This window comes from Paenibacillus humicola (assembly GCF_028826105.1).
GTDB lineage: Bacteria > Bacillota > Bacilli > Paenibacillales > Paenibacillaceae > Paenibacillus_Z > Paenibacillus_Z humicola.
In genome coordinates this window covers 1,490,574-1,506,115 of the sequence record NZ_JAQGPL010000001.1, presented here as the reverse complement: position 1 = coordinate 1,506,115, position 15,542 = coordinate 1,490,574, and the positions used below count along the sequence as shown (strand labels likewise).

Genomic DNA, 15,542 nt, shown 5'->3' with positions numbered 1-15,542 from the left:
TTTTTCCCCTACAATAAATCGTAACACTTACTATTAAGAAGGAGCCATAAGCGGATGATCCATTCCATCTACCGGTGGAGCCTGAATGCGGCGACGCTCGGCGTCATCGCGCTGATCCTGCTGCTGCTGACCGGAACCAGGCTGGGCTCCATCGCCGTGCCGCTTCATATTTCCGGCGCGCAGTGGCAGAGCCTGAAAACGGTGTTCGTCAGCATTTTTCTGGAGGCGCTGCCCTTCATCCTGCTCGGCGTTTTCATTTCATCGCTGCTCCACCTGTATGTATCGGATGAGCTGCTGAGGCGGCTCGTCCCCCGCAATCCGCTGCTCGGCGTCGCGTTCGCCTGCCTGCTCGGCATCCTGCTTCCCGTATGCGAGTGCGGCATGATTCCGATCGTCCGGCGGCTGATCGGCAAAGGGATGCCGCCGTACATCGGCATTGCGTACATACTCGCCGCGCCGATCATCAACCCGGTCACCTTCGCGGCGACGTATATGGCGTTCCGCACTGACGAAGCGATGGTTTATTACCGGCTGGGGCTCGCCTTCGCCGTTGCCGCGGCCGTCGGCCTCGCACTGTACTATGTAGGCGGCCGGAACCCGCTGAAGGAGGACGCGGACGGCCAAGGGCACGCGCATGATGATGGGCATGATCACGCTTTTGTTCACGAACAAGTGCATAAGCATGGACAAGCTCGTAGTCACAAACGCGGGCATGCCCATGATCACCTTGATACCCATCGTCATGATCATCATCGTCACAGCCTGCGTCATGATCATCCTCACGACCATCATCACGATCATCCCCGCACCTTTTCGGGAAGGCTGCTTTCCGTGTTCAGCCACGCGTCGGACGAGTTTTTCGAAATGGGCAAATATTTGATGATCGGCGCCTGTCTGACGGCGGCGATTCAGACGTTCGTCAGCCGGCAGGAGCTCGTATCCTTGAGCGGCGGGGCTTTCGGCGCGCATCTGCTCATGATGGGCTTCGCTTTTATCATTTCCCTGTGCTCGACGTCGGACGCCTTCATCGCGGCATCATTCAGCGGTATTTTCCCCAAAGGAGCGCTGCTCGCGTTTCTCGTGTTCGGCCCGATGGTCGATTTCAAAAGCACGCTCATGATGCTGTCCGTCTTCCGCTCCCGGTTTGTGCTGAAGCTGATCGCGCTGATCGCGGTCGTCGTATTCGTCGGCTCGCTGGCCGCCGGCCAGCTGTGGTCGAATTCATAAGAACGGAGGTCCCGTTATGGAAGCTGTAATGAAAGCCCCTTCCGAACGAAGGATGACCGCCCATCATCTGCTGCGGGCGGTCATCCTGGGCGGCATCGCCTTCTACATTGTCCGGCTGCAAATCGCCGGCAGCCTGACGCTGTATATCGCACCGCGGATGTCCGGCTATGTCAAGCTGGCCGCAATGGCTCTTTACGTCGTGGCCGTCGTCCAGGTTTATCAGGCGTACCGCTCCCGGATCCGCCGGACGGACAACTGCGGCTGCGAGCATCTACCGCCGCGCTCGTTCGTCCGCAGCCTGCTCGTATACGGCCTGTTCGTCCTTCCGCTCGCCGCCGGCTTTCTGTCGCCGGACACGATGATCGGCAGTGCGATGGCCGCGCAGAAAGGGATTACGCTCAGCACCTCGCAAGCGATCAAGGAGAAGGAAAGCCGCACCGGCGGGGAGGCGGGAACAACCGCCTCTCCGGCGCAAACCGCCGCGGCCAAGCCGGGCGCGCCGCTCACCGGCGAGGCGAAGCTGAAGGCGATGTTCCCGGCTGACGAATATACGGGGGCGTATGCCAAATACGGCATTCAGCTGTACCAGCAGCCCATCGTCCGCGTGAAGGAAAAGGATTACATGGAGACGCTCCGGCACGCTTGGCAAAACGGAATACAAAGGCCAGCAGATCATGGTGCTGAAGGCGGAGAACGTGACGAGCATCAAGCCTGCCAAAGAACCGTATATTTACCCGGATTACAACTTCGGTTAATGCCGCAGATTACCATTTCGATGCGCCGGGCTTCGGACAGCCTTTATCCGCCAGCTTCGCCCGGACATGCACGATACAGCCGCAATACGCGCACGTCGTGCCGTATTGCAGCGAATCGCACGACAGGCAGGCCGCGAGCCGCTCCGCATACCGCTCGTCCGGCACCAGATCGAACGAGCCCGCTTCGATCGCAGCCAGCATACGCGCGATTTGCCGCTCGGTGACGCGGACGTCGGCCTGGCAGCCTTTACACGGCGCGGAAGCCGAAGATTCGGGGATGCCGCTCATCTTCGCGCGAAGCCTTAAGCCTTAATGGCCAACACGACGACGGACATCGGCGGCAGCGACGCGGAGAGACGGCTGCCCTGACCGGTCACGCTGCCGAACGGCGCCGGCTTCACCGCATCCGGCTTCTCGAACGTGTTGTGGGCGTCCATGGCGTCCGCCGTTAACACCGTTCCGTCCACGAAGCCGATTCCGCCTGTTCCGCGCAAATCGATCGCGACATCCGCCGAGCTGTCGTGGCTCAGGTTGCATAAGCTGACATGAATCGTGCCGTCCGCCGCCTTCGATGCGGAAGCGCTAATTTGCGGCAGAGCTCCCCCTTCGTCCTCCAGCATGTCGGTGCTGACATGGACGTCGAGCGCGGCCGCATCCTGATGCACCTTGAACATGTCGAAGACGTGATAGGTCGGCGTCAGCGCCATTTGTGCGCCTTCGGTCAATATCATCGCCTGCAGCACGTTGATCGTCTGCGCAATGTTCGCCATCCTCACCCGCTCGCAGTGCTTATGGAACAGGTTGAAGTTGATGCCCGCCACGACCGCGTCGCGGATCGTGTTTTGCTGGTACAGGAAGCCCGGATTCGTGCCCGGCTCGACGTTGTACCACGTCCCCCATTCGTCCACGATCAGGCCGACCCGCTTGTCCGGATCGTATTGGTCCATAATGGCGGAATGCTTCGTCAGCAGCTCCTCCATCCGGAGCGTCGCCTGAAGCGTCGAATACCATTCGGACACCGGGAAGCCGGTCGCCGCGCCTTTGTCCGCCCACGTTTTCGGCACCGTGTAATAGTGAAGGCTCAGGCCGTGCAACAGTTTGCCCGCCTGCCGCATGAGCACCTCGGTCCAATTGTAGTCGAAGCTGTTGGCCCCGCAGGCGATTTTGTAAATCTTGTTGCTGCCGTAATTGCGGACATACGTCTGGAACTGCCGGTACAGGTCGGCGTAAAATTCCGGCCGCATATTGCCGCCGCAGCCCCAGTTCTCGTTGCCGACGGCGAAATATTTCAGGCTCCAGGGCTTCTCCCGCCCGTTCTTCCGGCGCAGGTCCGCCATCGGCGATTCGCCGTCGAACGTCACGTATTCGACCCATTCGCTCATTTCCTGCACGGTACCGCTGCCGACGTTGCCGTTAATATACGGCTCCGCGCCGAGCATTTCGCACAGCATCAGAAATTCGTGCGTCCCGAAATGGTTGTTTTCCACCACGCCGCCCCAGTGGGTGTTGACCATCCGCTTGCGCTGCTCGCGCGGCCCGATGCCGTCCTTCCAGTGATATTCGTCGGCGAAGCAGCCTCCGGGCCAGCGCAGCACGGGAATACTCAGCTTTCGAAGCGCTTCCAATACGTCGTTGCGGATGCCGTTCGTATTCGGGATGGCCGAATCCTCCCCGACCCAAAGGCCCTCGTAAATGCAGCGGCCGAGATGCTCGGCGAAATGGCCGTAAATGTTGCGGTCAATCGTTCCCTTCTGTACATCCGCGTTAATGATAACGCCGTTTGCCATTCTGATGTTCCCTCCGATCGGATCTTCTATCACCTTGGATTAATAGTTCAATTAATTGATGTAACCTTTTATTAATCCTAAAAACATCATAGTTTGTCCGCCGCCGCCGTGCAACCCCTTTTTCGCCGGATCGGCGGAAACCGCGAGCCGAGGATCGTTATTTGCTATAATGGAACCAAAGCTTTAACGGCGTTCACATGCGAAGGAGGAGCGAAAGTGGCAAGCGACATTTCCTATACGACCGAGGAAATCGCCCAAATGCTGAAAATATCCAAGCTGACGGTGTACGATTTAATCAAAAAAGGCGAGCTTCCCTCCTATCGCGTCGGCAAGCAGATGCGCGTCGATGCCGCCGACCTGGAAGCATACAAGCGGCGGCACAAAAACGGTATGCCGGTACCGCCGGAGCCTGCTGCGCCGGCCGGCGAACAAAAGCAGCCGGCCGCTCCGGACCGGTCGGCCGAACGCCGGATCGTTATCACGGGGCAGGACATCAGCCTCGATATCTTGGCCAAGCATATGGAGAAAAGCGCACCCGGTACAAGGCCGCTGCGCGAATACGTCGGGAGCCTCGACAGCCTCGTCTCCATGTATCTCGGCAAAGCCGACATCGTCAGCACGCATCTGCTTGACGGCGATACCGGCGAATACAATATTCCCTATATCCGGAAGCTGCTGGTCGGACAGTCCTTTCTCGTCGCGAACCTGCTGTCCCGGCCGGCCGGAATTTACGTGCAGGAGGGCAACCCGCACCGCATCAAGGACTGGTCCGACCTGAGCAGGCCCGGCGTGCGCATCGTCAACCGCGAGCCGGGCTCCGGCGCGCGGGTGCTGCTCGACGAGCAGCTTCGGCTGCTGCGTATACCCGCCTCCGGGGTGAACGGATACGAGCGCACGGAAAACAATCATCTCGCGGTCGCGGGAAAGGTTGCCGCCGGCGAAGCCGACGCGGGCGTCGGCATCGAGAAGGCGGCGCGTTTCGTCGGGGGCGTCGAGTTTATCCCGCTCATCCAGGAACGGTACGATCTTGTGATGCTGAAGCGGCCCGATAACCGGTCCTGGATCGACGCCGTCCTGCGCATCCTGCGGTCGGAGGCGTTCCGGAACGAGCTGCGGCTCATGCACGGCTACGATCTGTCGCTGACCGGGGAAGTGCTGTTCGAAACGTGACCGGCGCTTAAGCCAGCCCGTTGAGTTCGGAACCGGGCCGGCCGCCGCCGTGATCGGGACAGGATCGTCTGCTGCTGCGCAGCATTGTTAGTCACGAGCATCCGGTAACATATTTTGTGCCGTTTACGCTAAATACCTTGAAGCCTCCGAATCCTCCGGTATATTTCGATTCCGTCATCTCCGGCTTCGACAGGCGTTCGTCGACCAGCTCCGGCCGGAGCGCTTCGGCAAGGATGCGGCCGTCAAAGCCGGTTTCCGTCCGAAGGCCGATCAAGTGACAGACCGTCGGGGCAATGTCGACGATCCCGCACGGGATATCGGACACGCGGCCTTGCTTGAAGCTCCCGCCTACGCCCAAACAGAATGCACGAACGTCGTACGGGCTTGCCGTGCCGTGCGAAGAACGAACGGAAGATGACGTAAGCCCCTGAATCGCGCCCTTAACGCCGAATTCGTTGGCCGATCCGGTCCATTTGGGCTGGATGGCAAGAAGCGGCGCGCGGTCGTGGGCAATCGGCCCGAGAAGCAGCTCCAGCGGCAGCACGCCGGGCAGTTCGCAATAGGCCGGGTCTCCCGCGAATACCGTATCGCACCACTCTTGTCCTTGCAGCCATTCAACGAGTGCGGCGGTGTCCTTGAACGACGGCGCTTGACCGGCAGCCGGAAACACGTAATGTCCGGTCGTGACGAAACGGTTTTCTGCCCCCAATTCGCGGCACGCCTTCTGTACGTGACTTTGCAGCGCCCCCTCGGCATGCAGCGTCGAATGGCCGTGATCGCTGATGAGGAACAGATCGAGCTGGTCGGCAAGACCTTCCTCTTCCGCGGCTTTTAATACATCCGCTACGCACCGGTCGACCAAACGAAGGGCTTCCTTGCTTTCCGGAGACCCGAGTCCGTAATCGTGCTGGCTCGAGTCCGGTTCGGACAGCCATAATACCATCGCTTGATTATCCGGATTTTTCAAATGGACATCGATCAGCGCCCGGACAGCCCACAGCGCGCGCTCTTTCTTCACCCTTGTCCGCTCTTCCGGAACCGGACCGAGCCGGCGGTGCAGCCGCTCCGTTTCGCCGACCCCGTACGAAGAGGAGGGATTGACGACCGTTTCCGGATGGTTCAAGTTCCAAAGGAGCGAAGCACCCGGCGAGCTGGAAGCGGCTACGGCAAGGCGTTTCCCATGCTTGTGCAGCCGGTCGCCAAGCGTCGGGAGGAGAATCAGCGGCTCGGATTTCATTCCCTGGAACGACAACAAATGCTTGTCGTTTCCCGTTTGGACAAAACCGTCCTCGCCGAAGCCGGGCACATATTTCAAATTGCTGACGACGCCGTGGCTGCCGGGATACACGCCGGTCGTCAGAGTCGTCATGCTGACCCGTGTTTCCGACGGGTAAGCGGCGTGGAACGAGGTGAACAGCGTGCCGCGTTTCATGAGCTCGGCATAAGTCGGCATCAGCTCGGGATCGACGGTGTCCGGCCTGAGGCCGTCCGTTCCGATAATGAGGACACGGCGGCGTTCCTCCTGCATCTTCATCCTATGGACCTCCATTCGTTTACATTGATTTTTGCGAGCCTTATCATCGCTTCTCCGTATCTCTCGGCTTTGAGCACGAACGGGAACCGGTCCAAACAAAGGCACAGGTCGAAATCTTCGGACGGGGCGGAAACGTCGCCGCGGACGTCCAGAAACTTCCCGGTTTTGCTATCGCTGCGCAAATAATGAACGATGGCTTCAAAATCGTTAGGTTTGCCTTCCAGTCCGTTCTTCACGTAATTTGCGAACAGCGTATCTTCGTCCGCCTCTTCCGCCGCTTCCCATCCCATGCAGACCAACGATACATGCTGCGGGTTTTTCATACGGATGTAATCGATGACGGCGCCCGCGTTGACGAAGCTTCCGGTAATAATTTCATCCGCGTGGACCGCGCTCACGATGCCTTGCGTGCCCGCGCTTGTCGTATGCACGACGGTCTTCCCGGTAAAATCGACGGATTTCACGGCGAACGGGGAATTGCCGTAATCGAAGCCGGGCTGAATCCGGCCTCCCCTTTCTCCCATCAGGATGAACCCGGGGTTTTCCTTCTTCAGCCGATAAGCGGTTTCGATGCTTCCGATCGGAAACAGATCCTTCACCCCGTTAGCCGTAACGTAGCAGGCAGCCGAAAAGGCCCGGAATACATCGATAATAACGGTTAAGCCCTTCGCCTGCCGAGCCCCCTCGACAAACTGATAAATGTTAATTTCCATTTGCTTTCCCAGTCCTCTCCGAGTCAAACACAGCTGATTTACTTCAAAAATGTTCTGACATTGTCTGCCGCTTCCTTCATCGCATCGGCCGCCGGCGTATTCGTCGTGACCGCTTTTTCCATCGCATTGTTCAGCTCGGTTTCAATCCGTTTCGTTGCCTCGAGCGAAGGGACCTCCTTGGCGTATTCCAACTGCTTCAAGGCAACCGTGAAATTCGGATTTTGTTTATAGTAATTCTGCATTTCCGGCGCTTCCTCCGCCGATTTGCGCACCGTCAAATAGCCCGTGTTTTGCGAGAAGAAAATCGTTTGTTCCTTGGACGTCATGAATTTGATAAATTTCCAGGCTGCATCCTGCTTCTCTTTCGGCGCTTTGGCCATAATCGCCAGGTTTGCGCCGCCCGTCGGGGTGGCATATGCGTTGAATTTCGGCAGGAACGCCGTGCCGAGTTCAAATTTCGCGTTTTTCTGCATGCTCGCGAGTCCGGCCGTACTGCTGATAAAGAATACGACCTGTCCGTTCAAAAAGCCGGTGTCCAGACTTTGACCCGCGCCGGAGCTGCTGGTGCTCGTTCCGCCGACCGGAGGCATCATCGTTTTGTCCTTGTTGACCATATCGACCCACAGCTGCAATCCTCGCGCCGCCTCGGGCTTGTCCAGCAGCACGGTCTTCATGTCGGGACCGAGGACATCGCCGCCTGCCGACCAGATCATGGAATAGTCATACCAGCCCGACATGCTCGCGGCAAAACCGAACCGCTCGATCTTTCCGTTTTTCGCGATCGTTGCCTTCTTCGCTGCAGCAGCGAGGTCGTCCCAGGTCGGGACCGGGTTTTCGGGATCCAATCCGAGCTGTTTCACAATATCTTTATTGTAATACAAAATCGGAGTGCTCCGGTTATAAGGAAGCGTATACTGCTTGCCGTTCAATGCGGTGTTGACGAGCAGACCTTTATTAAAATCATCGAAACGGATATCCGGGTCGTTCTTGATGTAGCCGTCCAAAGGCAGAAGGGCTCCGTTTGCGGCAAATCCGGGCCAGACGCGGGTGTTCAATTGGACGATATCCGGCACTTTTCCGGCTACGACGGCCGCCTGCAGCTTTTCTCCTGTCGTGTCGTAGCTTTGCTGGAATACGGGTTTGACGACAACTTCGGATTGCGATGAATTGAAGGCATCGATTTGTTTCTGAAGAACATCCCCGGAATCGCCTCCCATCGCGTGCCAAAACTCGATTTCGACGGGCGCGGCCGGCTTTCCGGACGAACCCGCTGCCGACGACGCGGTGCCGGAAGAACCGGTATCGGCCGGTTTGGCGCTTGAGCAGGCGGAAACGGTCATCATGGAGGCGACAAGCAAAAGCATCGATATCTTTTTCATGGTAAGCTCCTTTATCCTCGTTTTTGCGTTACCTTGCGAAGCCGCGGAATTTATTTCAAGCCTGTCGTGGCGATCCCTTGAACGATATTTTTCTGCACGAAAATGAACAGGACAATGAGCGGCGAGACGATCAGCGACGATGCGGCCATCACGACATTCCACTTCGTGCCCTGGCTTCCTCCCTCTTCCGACAGCATGCCGGACAGGCCGACCTGGATCGTCCTCAAATGCTCGTCGTTCGTAGCGATGAGCGGCCAGAAAAAATCGTTGTAGTGCCATATAAAGCTCAGCAATACGAAGGTGAGAATCGGAGATGTCGACAACGGAATCATGACGTGCCGGATGATTTGCAGATGATTGCAGCCCTCCAGCGTCGCCGCCTCCTCCAATTCCTTCGGAACTTGCAGGAAGGCTTGTCTCATCATGAAAATCGCGAAGGCGCTGGCGCAGAACGGAACGATCAACGCCCAGTACGTATTGAACAATCCCAGCTTGTTGATGATGAGAAAATTCGGTATAAACGTCACTTGAATCGGAACCATCATCGTGGCGAGCACCATCAAAAACATCGTTTGGCGGCCCTTGAACCTCATCCGGGCAAAAGCGTATGCCGCGAGAATGGAGGTGACGAGCTGAAAAACGGTGAGAAGAACCGTCATGGATACGCTGTTGAAAAAATATCGCCCGAACGGCGCGGCGTGCAGCGCGGCGGCATAATTCTGCCATTGAAAAGAAGCCGGAATGAACTGCGGCGGATTCACGAACACCTCGTCGAACGATTTCAATGAGGTGACGAGCATCCAAAAGAACGGAAGCGCCATAATGAGAGCAATCAGCAGCAGAAATCCGACGATTACCGAATGTTGCAGCCTCCGCATCCCGGTCATCCGTAATGCACCCACTTCTTGGAAACCGCCATTTGCAGCCAAGTGATGAGGAACAGGAAGAGAAACAGGAATACCGACACGGAGGAAGCGTAGCCCGCTTCAAAAAACTCGAAACCGAACTGATACAAATAATAGATGATCATGTTCGTGCTGTCCGCGGGTCCGCCGCCCGTCATCGTATACACCATGTCGAAATCCTGGAACGAAGCGAGGACGGCAACGATCACGACGAACAAAACGTATGGCGACAGCAAAGGCAGCGTAATGCGGAAGAAAAGGCTCCGCTCGGTCGAACCGTCGATGCGGGCCGCTTCGTACAAATCCTCGGGTATGTTTTGCATGCCGGCGATGAGCAGCACGGTGTAATACCCGACGACTTTCCAAATCTTCACGATGATGACGGAAATCATCGCCCAGCCCGGTTTGGTCAGCCAAGGAATTTGAGGCCCGCCGAACAATTCGGAGAACCAGTTGATCAAACCGAAATTTTGATCGAACATCCAGATCCATATGGTGCTGACCGCAACCATCGGCGTAATGTAAGGCATAAACACCAAGCTTCTGAAATAAGGCATCCCCTTGATTTTTTTATTCAGCAGCACCGCCAGGACCATGGCTGCGGCAATCGTAAATCCGACGGAGAAGACGCCGAACACCAATGTATTGCCGACGACCTTCCAAAATTTCGAGTCCGTCAGCATCTGGCGGTAATTGTCCAGCGCGACCCAATTATAATCGACCGAGATTAGATTCCAGTCGGTAAAACTGAGCGCAGCCGTCATGAGCAGCGGCAGCATCACGAAGACGATGAGAAACGCCATAGCCGGAAATACGAGTAAATAAGGTGTCAGCGATTTGATGTAGATTCTTTTTCCGGGCTGCAGGCGCTGCGTGAATTTGGCCGAAACGATCACGTTTCGGTTTACGGCAACCTGATCCTCCATATGTCCCAGGCTCCTTCCCTCCAAAATGTGTTCTTCTGGATTACGGTTTCAGTATAAAAAGCAATTATAAGCTTGAAGTTAACGCGATTTTAAAAATAAATTAATGTATTCAACACTTCTTAGGTATATTGTATAAATAATATCTATAGTACAGGGATGGTACCGGAATGTTTACGCTGCAGCAGTTGAAGATCCTCGTCTTGATCGAGGAACATAAGAAATTGACGATTGTCGCGGAACGTCTTGGCATCAAGCAGCCGTCCGTTACGTTTCATATGAAAAATTTGGAGCAGCAGACGGGGGCGCAGCTTTTTATTTATAAGCATCGCATGGTGCTGCTAACGGAGGAAGGAAAAGCGCTTCTGCACTATGCATCCCGCATTGTGGCCTGGGCCGAAGAAGCGGAGCAGGTGCTTTCCGGCTATGCGAAGTTCAAGCTTGGGAAAATCATTATTGGATCCAGCAATACGCCTGCGACCTATATATTGCCGAAGCTGCTCGGTAAAATGCGCGAAGCGTATCCCGACATGCAAATGGTGCTGCAGGTGAAGAATGCGCCGCAAATCGTGGATATGGCGAAAAAATTCGAAGTCGATTTCGGCATTGTGGCCGACAACAAAATCGACGACCCGGATCTCGTCGTTACCTCCTTGGAGGACGACGAGCTCGGTCTTGTTTTATATCCCGGACATCCGCTAGCCGATGCCGGGCGAATCGATCCGGAGAGCCTCCTTCGGAACGAGCATTGGATTTTGCGGGAGCAGGATTCGTCTTCCCGCCGCATGATGGACGCGTGGGCCGGCCAGTATCCGGCCGAACGAAAGACCGGCATCGAGCTTGGCACGACGGAAGCCATCAAACGCGCCGTTATGAACCGGCTCGGCATATCCATGCTGTCGCGGCTGGCCGTGAAAGACGAAGTGGAAAGCGGTCAATTGATCTATAAAAGTCTGGACTCGAAAACGCTGTCCCGGAGCATCTTTCTCATTTACAACAAAAATCGGTTTCTAACGCCAATCTCAAAGGAGTTCGTGGATATTTACCGTAACATGAGATGATGAGGCTCGCTGCAGTCCGCACATTAGCGAAGCGCAAAAATGAGGCTGTTTTCCCGGCCCGTTCCCTGCTACAATGAACCGGAGTGCAAATCTATTGTGCAGAAGCGAGGGATACGATGTTCGAACATCTGGTGCTGTTTCGATTCAACGACAGCCTGACGCCGGAGAAGCGTCAGGAGCTGCTGGACAAGCTGCTCTCCTTCAAAGGCCAAATTCCCGGCATTGTCGAGCTGAGCGCGGGCGTGAACGAAACCGAGGAAACGGACAACATCCGGGGCTATACGCTCGGGCTGCGCGTGACGTTCGAGGACCGCGAGGCGCTGCGCGCGTACGGTCCGCATCCGGTCCATCAGGAATTTGTCCGTTCGCTGGCCGGGCTGCTCGACAACGTTGTCGTCGCCGACTATCCGATTCGGTGACCGGGACGGCGGACGCCATCACAGGCGAGCTGCGGCTCGCCATAAACCCGAAAAACGCCGGGCTTTCGTCATACGACGAAAGCCCGGCGTTTCTTTAAGTATGTCCAAGGCGTCAAACGGCCGGACTTTCCAGGCGGCCGCCCAGCTCCTTCAAATATTCGACGACGTTCGCATGCTTGCGCATCGATTTCTCGTGCACCAGGTTGAGCTTGCCGTTATCCAGCTGACCGAACCGCTCGATCAGCTCCGGATTGTCGTGCGTCCAGTCGATCTGGCTCAAAACCTCCAGGCATGACGCCCAATCCGTATTATATTTGCCGCCGGCATACAAATAATCGTGCGCGTACAGCGCGATCGATTCCTGGATCACGCGGCTGGACGAAATGTACTGCGCCGTCCCCGGCTGCTCCGGCATATGCGGCAGCACCGCGTTGAAAAACTGGTGCATCAGCTCCACATGGCTTGTCATATCTCTGCGGATGCGGCGGGCCAGCTCGTAGGACGGGTTCATTTTACCCGTGTACAGCAGCGAAGCGATCGAATACATCCAGCTGAAGCACGTAAAATTTTTGTTGTAGGCCGTCAGGTTGTTGCGGCGTTCGATGCCGACCGTCTTCAGCAGCTCGTTATGGTCCGCCACCTGCTGAAGGACGATGTTCAGCGGATCGCTGCCGTCGAACGAATGGCCGAGCTCTTTGCTGACGAGCTGAACCTTGGAGTTGATATCGCCGAACAGCTGCTTTTCCTCTTCTTCGCCGAGCCCGACATACAGCTGCACGGACAGCTCGGTTTCGAGCAGGTCCAGACGGCGCGATTCCACCTGCGCCAGCAGCCCTTCGGTCTGCTCCAGCTCCTCCTGCAGATGCGTCTCCTCCGGATAACGCCGGACCTTCAGCTTCAGCCTTGCGGCTTCCCGCTCGTATTTCCGGGCTTCCTTCAGCAGCTGCTCGTTCGTATACCCGAGCGCCAGAATCCGGTGCTGGCCGTCCAGGATGCTCAGCTTCGAGCCGTGCTGCAGCACCAGATGACCGTCCGCCTTGGCCAGCAGGCTTACGTCGCGCAGCGACAGCGTAACCGGGCCGAAAAAGACATGGTCCAGCTCGCGTTCCTGCAAATAATTGGTGATTTTCCGTCGCTGTCCTCCGCTCAGCTTGCGCTGGACCATCGGATCGATCGTCGTATAGTTCAGCAAATCATGAACCCGCAGCGATACGGTGGCTAGCCCGAACCGCCCGCAGTACGGGTGAATCGTCATATTGAGCCTGAGTCCGTCCAATTCCATCATCAGCTGGCGTCCTCCTTATCCGAAATGAGAAACAGATGCTGGCTGTCGAAAAACTCGCGAATATACTGGTACGCTTTCATGATGCGGCTTCTTCGCGGAAGACGGTCCTTCTCGTCGTCCTTGTAGATTTGGCTCCAATCGACATGCGGCAAAATTTTCATGGCGTATTCGAGCGAATAGTTGTTGAACTGCAGCGTTTTGAACGCCTCTTCATGCAGGAACAGCGCCAGCGCGATCTGCAGGTTCTCCGACCAGCACAGCTGACCGCGGTCCGGCTCGGGCAAATAGCGCAGCATGGTCGTGAAGTAGAACACCGCCTGCTCCAAATGCTCGTCAAGCTCCTGCTCCGAATAGTGATAGCCGTTGTTCCGCGCCGCCGATTTGAGTCGTCCCTCGAACAGGGCGATCAGGATTTCGATCACAAGCGAATACGCGAAAATGTACTCGCCGCCCCGTCCCCGTTCCGAGAACATGTCGGTAGGCAGCCGGTCCATCACGTCGTGCTCCATGACGAGACGAGTCGCCATTATATGGTAGAACCGCCGCTGGTCGCGCAGCACGGCCAAATTGCCGCCGATTTTCCGCGGAAGCTTGTTGATGTCCGAGAACAGCTGGCGCTCCTGGCGCGCGTTGATGTCCAAATAAATCATGACGGACATCGGGAAATCGTACAGCTTGCGCAGCTTGAGCGTAATTTCCTCGACGCGGTCGTACTCCCGCCGGTCCTTCGCCCGCGCCATGTTGCCCTGAAGCGTTTCCATAACGCGGCGGAATGCGGCCAGCCGGTGCTGTCCGTCGACTACGTAGCATTTCTCGACGGGCGACAAATAATATTTTTCACCTGCGGTGTCGTACCGGCCCGCTCCGCGAGCGGACAGAATGACTCCGGGAAAATAAATGTTTTGGCCGTGGTCCAAATACAGCAGCACGTAATCCACGAGGCGGGACACGTTTTTCGGAATAAGCTGGCGCTGCACTTCCAGATCGATTTCATAGATCGAAAACAGCTTGCTCATCGGCAGCGTCGTCGACAGCGTCGATTGTCCGAACGTTCGCGCAAGTCTTCCGGGGACTTCCACGGAGGTGCCGGTCTGACTTGTCGAGAGCAAATCGGATAACGATTGTACGGGTTCCATCAGTAAACCTCCATTTTTGTTTTAATTTCAGAATATACGAATATTTCCATGTTCGCAATGTTGACGACTCGTTAATATCTATGTTTAACCGCTTTTCCACGATTCAATCGGCAGGATGAGAAAAATTTAAACCTTCGTTTCCCCCGGCAAAGCGTGGGTTCGAACGGTTTGGGGCATACTTGTCCGTGAAAGGAGCTGAAGCCGACATGACGGAGAAAAACGAGCCGAAGGCCGCGCCGGAGCACGAACCCGAGCAGCAGGAGAAGCAGGCCGTTGAAGGCGCGATTCCGGGCGTCGAGCCGGGAATCGATTTTATTTGGAACAGCGATCAGGATGAGTACACGGAGAAAAACGGGGATTAACGCGGAAGCGAAACGAAACTCGCCCGGCCGCCGGCCGGAATGGCCGTGCGCCGGGCGAGTTGCGCAGCGCGGATAGCGGGAACGCCGGACGATGCAAGGCGCTTATTTCACCCGCTCGCGGAGCGAAAACCAGCGGCGAATGCGCGGAAGGCCGGGTTCCCGGCGGCCGGACTCGCCTTCTCCTCTTATTTGAATCGAGAGGAACACATCCGTTATCCATTTCGATACGACCGCGACAAAGAGGAACGAGATCCATAACAGAACGACATTCATTCCCGCATACATTTCGAACAATCCGAAGGTGATCAGAGCGGGCTTGACCAGGAAAGCGAAAAACAGGCTGAGCGCCGCCGCATACCCGTAAAAATTTTTACCCCGGATCAGCGTCCATTGATAAACGTACATAAAGGCAACGGGCACGAGCGACGAATCGATTACGACGCTTTCCGGCATAAACGGAAAGAGGCGGTACGGATAAGCCCAGCGCCCGTAGTTCGTTCCGAGCAGATCGACGTACGTGTGCCAGACATGGATGTTGAAGCCGAAAAACCCGATCAGCAGCGCTCTTCTCCGGTCAAGAAAAAAGAACAATGCGACAAGCGGCAGCACGAACAGCAGTAGCAGCGTCCAGAACTGCCACGTTCCGGGATGGCTGTAGAGCATCCAGTAATCGTACGTGCGATTCGCGATTTCCACTTGCAGACGCCTGATTTTGTCGATGAGCTCGGATTGTCCGGGAGTCAATGGGATTCCACCTTCGGCATTCGGTTTGCTTGTTATTATTTCGCCGGCGGGGGCGGACTATTCAAATCCGCGGATAAACCAAAAGCCCCCTTCATCCGCTTCCCTGTTCAGGAAACGAATGCGAGAAGGCTCAGCAAGGTAT

Annotated in this window: 15 protein-coding genes and 1 pseudogene; 6 read left to right on the top strand and 10 right to left on the bottom strand. The window is 56.5% G+C overall.

The annotated features are described in order from the left end of the window. Nucleotides 1-54: 54 nt before the first annotated feature. Nucleotides 55-1,227, top strand: coding sequence for a permease (locus PD282_RS07065; RefSeq protein WP_274649643.1), 1,173 nt, complete (start codon nt 55-57; stop codon nt 1,225-1,227). A gap of 16 nt (nt 1,228-1,243) precedes the next feature. Next, nucleotides 1,244-1,609, top strand: a pseudogene (locus PD282_RS27565) (DUF1980 domain-containing protein); the annotation flags it as partial. A gap of 382 nt (nt 1,610-1,991) precedes the next feature. Here the strand turns inward: PD282_RS27565 and PD282_RS27560 are convergent. Further along, nucleotides 1,992-2,183 (bottom strand): DUF6171 family protein, encoded by a 192-nt coding sequence (locus PD282_RS27560; RefSeq protein WP_476703964.1) that lies wholly within the window; start codon nt 2,181-2,183, stop codon nt 1,992-1,994. A 101-nt stretch (nt 2,184-2,284) separates the two neighbouring features. Continuing rightward, complete coding sequence (locus PD282_RS07050; RefSeq protein ID WP_274649641.1) at nt 2,285-3,769, bottom strand: alpha-N-arabinofuranosidase; 1,485 nt, start codon at nt 3,767-3,769, stop codon at nt 2,285-2,287. A 216-nt stretch (nt 3,770-3,985) separates the two neighbouring features. Here PD282_RS07050 and PD282_RS07045 point away from each other — a divergent pair, with 216 nt between their 5' ends. Continuing rightward, a complete protein-coding gene (locus tag PD282_RS07045; protein WP_274649640.1) occupies nt 3,986-4,939 on the top strand; it encodes a helix-turn-helix transcriptional regulator in 954 nt (317 codons plus the stop codon). 91 nt (nt 4,940-5,030) lie between these two features. Here PD282_RS07045 and PD282_RS07040 read toward each other — a convergent pair whose 3' ends face one another. The 5 genes from PD282_RS07040 to PD282_RS07020 are packed head-to-tail and all read right to left on the bottom strand — an operon-like array spanning nt 5,031 to nt 10,396. Continuing rightward, complete coding sequence (locus tag PD282_RS07040; protein ID WP_274649639.1) at nt 5,031-6,473, bottom strand: alkaline phosphatase family protein; 1,443 nt, start codon at nt 6,471-6,473, stop codon at nt 5,031-5,033. Then, nucleotides 6,470-7,186, bottom strand: a complete 717-nt coding sequence (locus PD282_RS07035) for a 2-phosphosulfolactate phosphatase (RefSeq protein ID WP_274649638.1) — start codon at nt 7,184-7,186, stop codon at nt 6,470-6,472. Before PD282_RS07035 ends, PD282_RS07040 begins: the two co-directional genes overlap by 4 nt. A gap of 38 nt (nt 7,187-7,224) precedes the next feature. Beyond that, nucleotides 7,225-8,565: an ABC transporter substrate-binding protein gene (locus tag PD282_RS07030; RefSeq protein WP_274649637.1), complete on the bottom strand. Its 1,341-nt coding sequence runs from the start codon at nt 8,563-8,565 to the stop codon at nt 7,225-7,227. A gap of 50 nt (nt 8,566-8,615) precedes the next feature. Next, nucleotides 8,616-9,443: a carbohydrate ABC transporter permease gene (locus tag PD282_RS07025; RefSeq protein WP_274649636.1), complete on the bottom strand. Its 828-nt coding sequence runs from the start codon at nt 9,441-9,443 to the stop codon at nt 8,616-8,618. A 5-nt stretch (nt 9,444-9,448) separates the two neighbouring features. Beyond that, nucleotides 9,449-10,396 (bottom strand): carbohydrate ABC transporter permease, encoded by a 948-nt coding sequence (locus tag PD282_RS07020; RefSeq protein WP_274649635.1) that lies wholly within the window; start codon nt 10,394-10,396, stop codon nt 9,449-9,451. Nucleotides 10,397-10,563: 167 nt separating this feature from the next. Between PD282_RS07020 and PD282_RS07015 the strand changes: the two genes are divergently transcribed. Further along, nucleotides 10,564-11,454, top strand: coding sequence for a LysR substrate-binding domain-containing protein (locus PD282_RS07015; protein WP_274649634.1), 891 nt, complete (start codon nt 10,564-10,566; stop codon nt 11,452-11,454). 116 nt (nt 11,455-11,570) lie between these two features. Further along, nucleotides 11,571-11,873 carry a Dabb family protein gene (locus PD282_RS07010; protein WP_274649633.1) on the top strand — a complete coding sequence of 101 codons (303 nt, stop codon included), beginning with the start codon at nt 11,571-11,573 and terminating at the stop codon, nt 11,871-11,873. Between the two features lie 112 nt (nt 11,874-11,985). Here PD282_RS07010 and PD282_RS07005 read toward each other — a convergent pair whose 3' ends face one another. Further along, nucleotides 11,986-13,158: a DNA sulfur modification protein DndB gene (locus PD282_RS07005; protein ID WP_274649632.1), complete on the bottom strand. Its 1,173-nt coding sequence runs from the start codon at nt 13,156-13,158 to the stop codon at nt 11,986-11,988. Beyond that, nucleotides 13,158-14,294 carry a DNA sulfur modification protein DndB gene (locus tag PD282_RS07000; RefSeq protein WP_274649631.1) on the bottom strand — a complete coding sequence of 379 codons (1,137 nt, stop codon included), beginning with the start codon at nt 14,292-14,294 and terminating at the stop codon, nt 13,158-13,160. Before PD282_RS07000 ends, PD282_RS07005 begins: the two co-directional genes overlap by 1 nt. A 206-nt stretch (nt 14,295-14,500) precedes the next feature. On the opposite strand from PD282_RS07000, the gene PD282_RS06995 reads away from it, so the two are divergent. Beyond that, the gene (locus PD282_RS06995) at nt 14,501-14,656 is read left to right on the top strand and encodes a hypothetical protein (protein ID WP_274649630.1); all 156 of its coding nucleotides are present in this window, start codon (nt 14,501-14,503) and stop codon (nt 14,654-14,656) included. Between the two features lie 102 nt (nt 14,657-14,758). Here the strand turns inward: PD282_RS06995 and PD282_RS06990 are convergent, their stop codons facing one another. Continuing rightward, a complete protein-coding gene (locus PD282_RS06990) occupies nt 14,759-15,400 on the bottom strand; it encodes a CBO0543 family protein (protein ID WP_274649629.1) in 642 nt (213 codons plus the stop codon). Nucleotides 15,401-15,542 lie beyond the last annotated feature (142 nt).

Excerpts from the sequence above, each read along its gene's own strand:
- PD282_RS07065 (WP_274649643.1), top strand. The coding sequence starts at position 55 with ATGATCCATTCCATCTACCGGTGGAGCCTGAATGCGGCGACGCTCGGC.
- PD282_RS27560 (WP_476703964.1), bottom strand. The coding sequence starts at position 2,183 with ATGCTGGCTGCGATCGAAGCGGGCTCGTTCGATCTGGTGCCGGACGAG.
- PD282_RS07050 (WP_274649641.1), bottom strand. The coding sequence starts at position 3,769 with ATGGCAAACGGCGTTATCATTAACGCGGATGTACAGAAGGGAACGATT.
- PD282_RS07040 (WP_274649639.1), bottom strand. The coding sequence starts at position 6,473 with ATGAAGATGCAGGAGGAACGCCGCCGTGTCCTCATTATCGGAACGGAC.
- PD282_RS07035 (WP_274649638.1), bottom strand. The coding sequence starts at position 7,186 with ATGGAAATTAACATTTATCAGTTTGTCGAGGGGGCTCGGCAGGCGAAG.
- PD282_RS07030 (WP_274649637.1), bottom strand. The coding sequence starts at position 8,565 with ATGAAAAAGATATCGATGCTTTTGCTTGTCGCCTCCATGATGACCGTT.
- PD282_RS07025 (WP_274649636.1), bottom strand. The coding sequence starts at position 9,443 with ATGCGGAGGCTGCAACATTCGGTAATCGTCGGATTTCTGCTGCTGATT.
- PD282_RS07020 (WP_274649635.1), bottom strand. The coding sequence starts at position 10,396 with ATGGAGGATCAGGTTGCCGTAAACCGAAACGTGATCGTTTCGGCCAAA.
- PD282_RS07015 (WP_274649634.1), top strand. The coding sequence starts at position 10,564 with ATGTTTACGCTGCAGCAGTTGAAGATCCTCGTCTTGATCGAGGAACAT.
- PD282_RS07010 (WP_274649633.1), top strand. The coding sequence starts at position 11,571 with ATGTTCGAACATCTGGTGCTGTTTCGATTCAACGACAGCCTGACGCCG.
- PD282_RS07005 (WP_274649632.1), bottom strand. The coding sequence starts at position 13,158 with ATGATGGAATTGGACGGACTCAGGCTCAATATGACGATTCACCCGTAC.
- PD282_RS07000 (WP_274649631.1), bottom strand. The coding sequence starts at position 14,294 with ATGGAACCCGTACAATCGTTATCCGATTTGCTCTCGACAAGTCAGACC.
- PD282_RS06995 (WP_274649630.1), top strand. The coding sequence starts at position 14,501 with ATGACGGAGAAAAACGAGCCGAAGGCCGCGCCGGAGCACGAACCCGAG.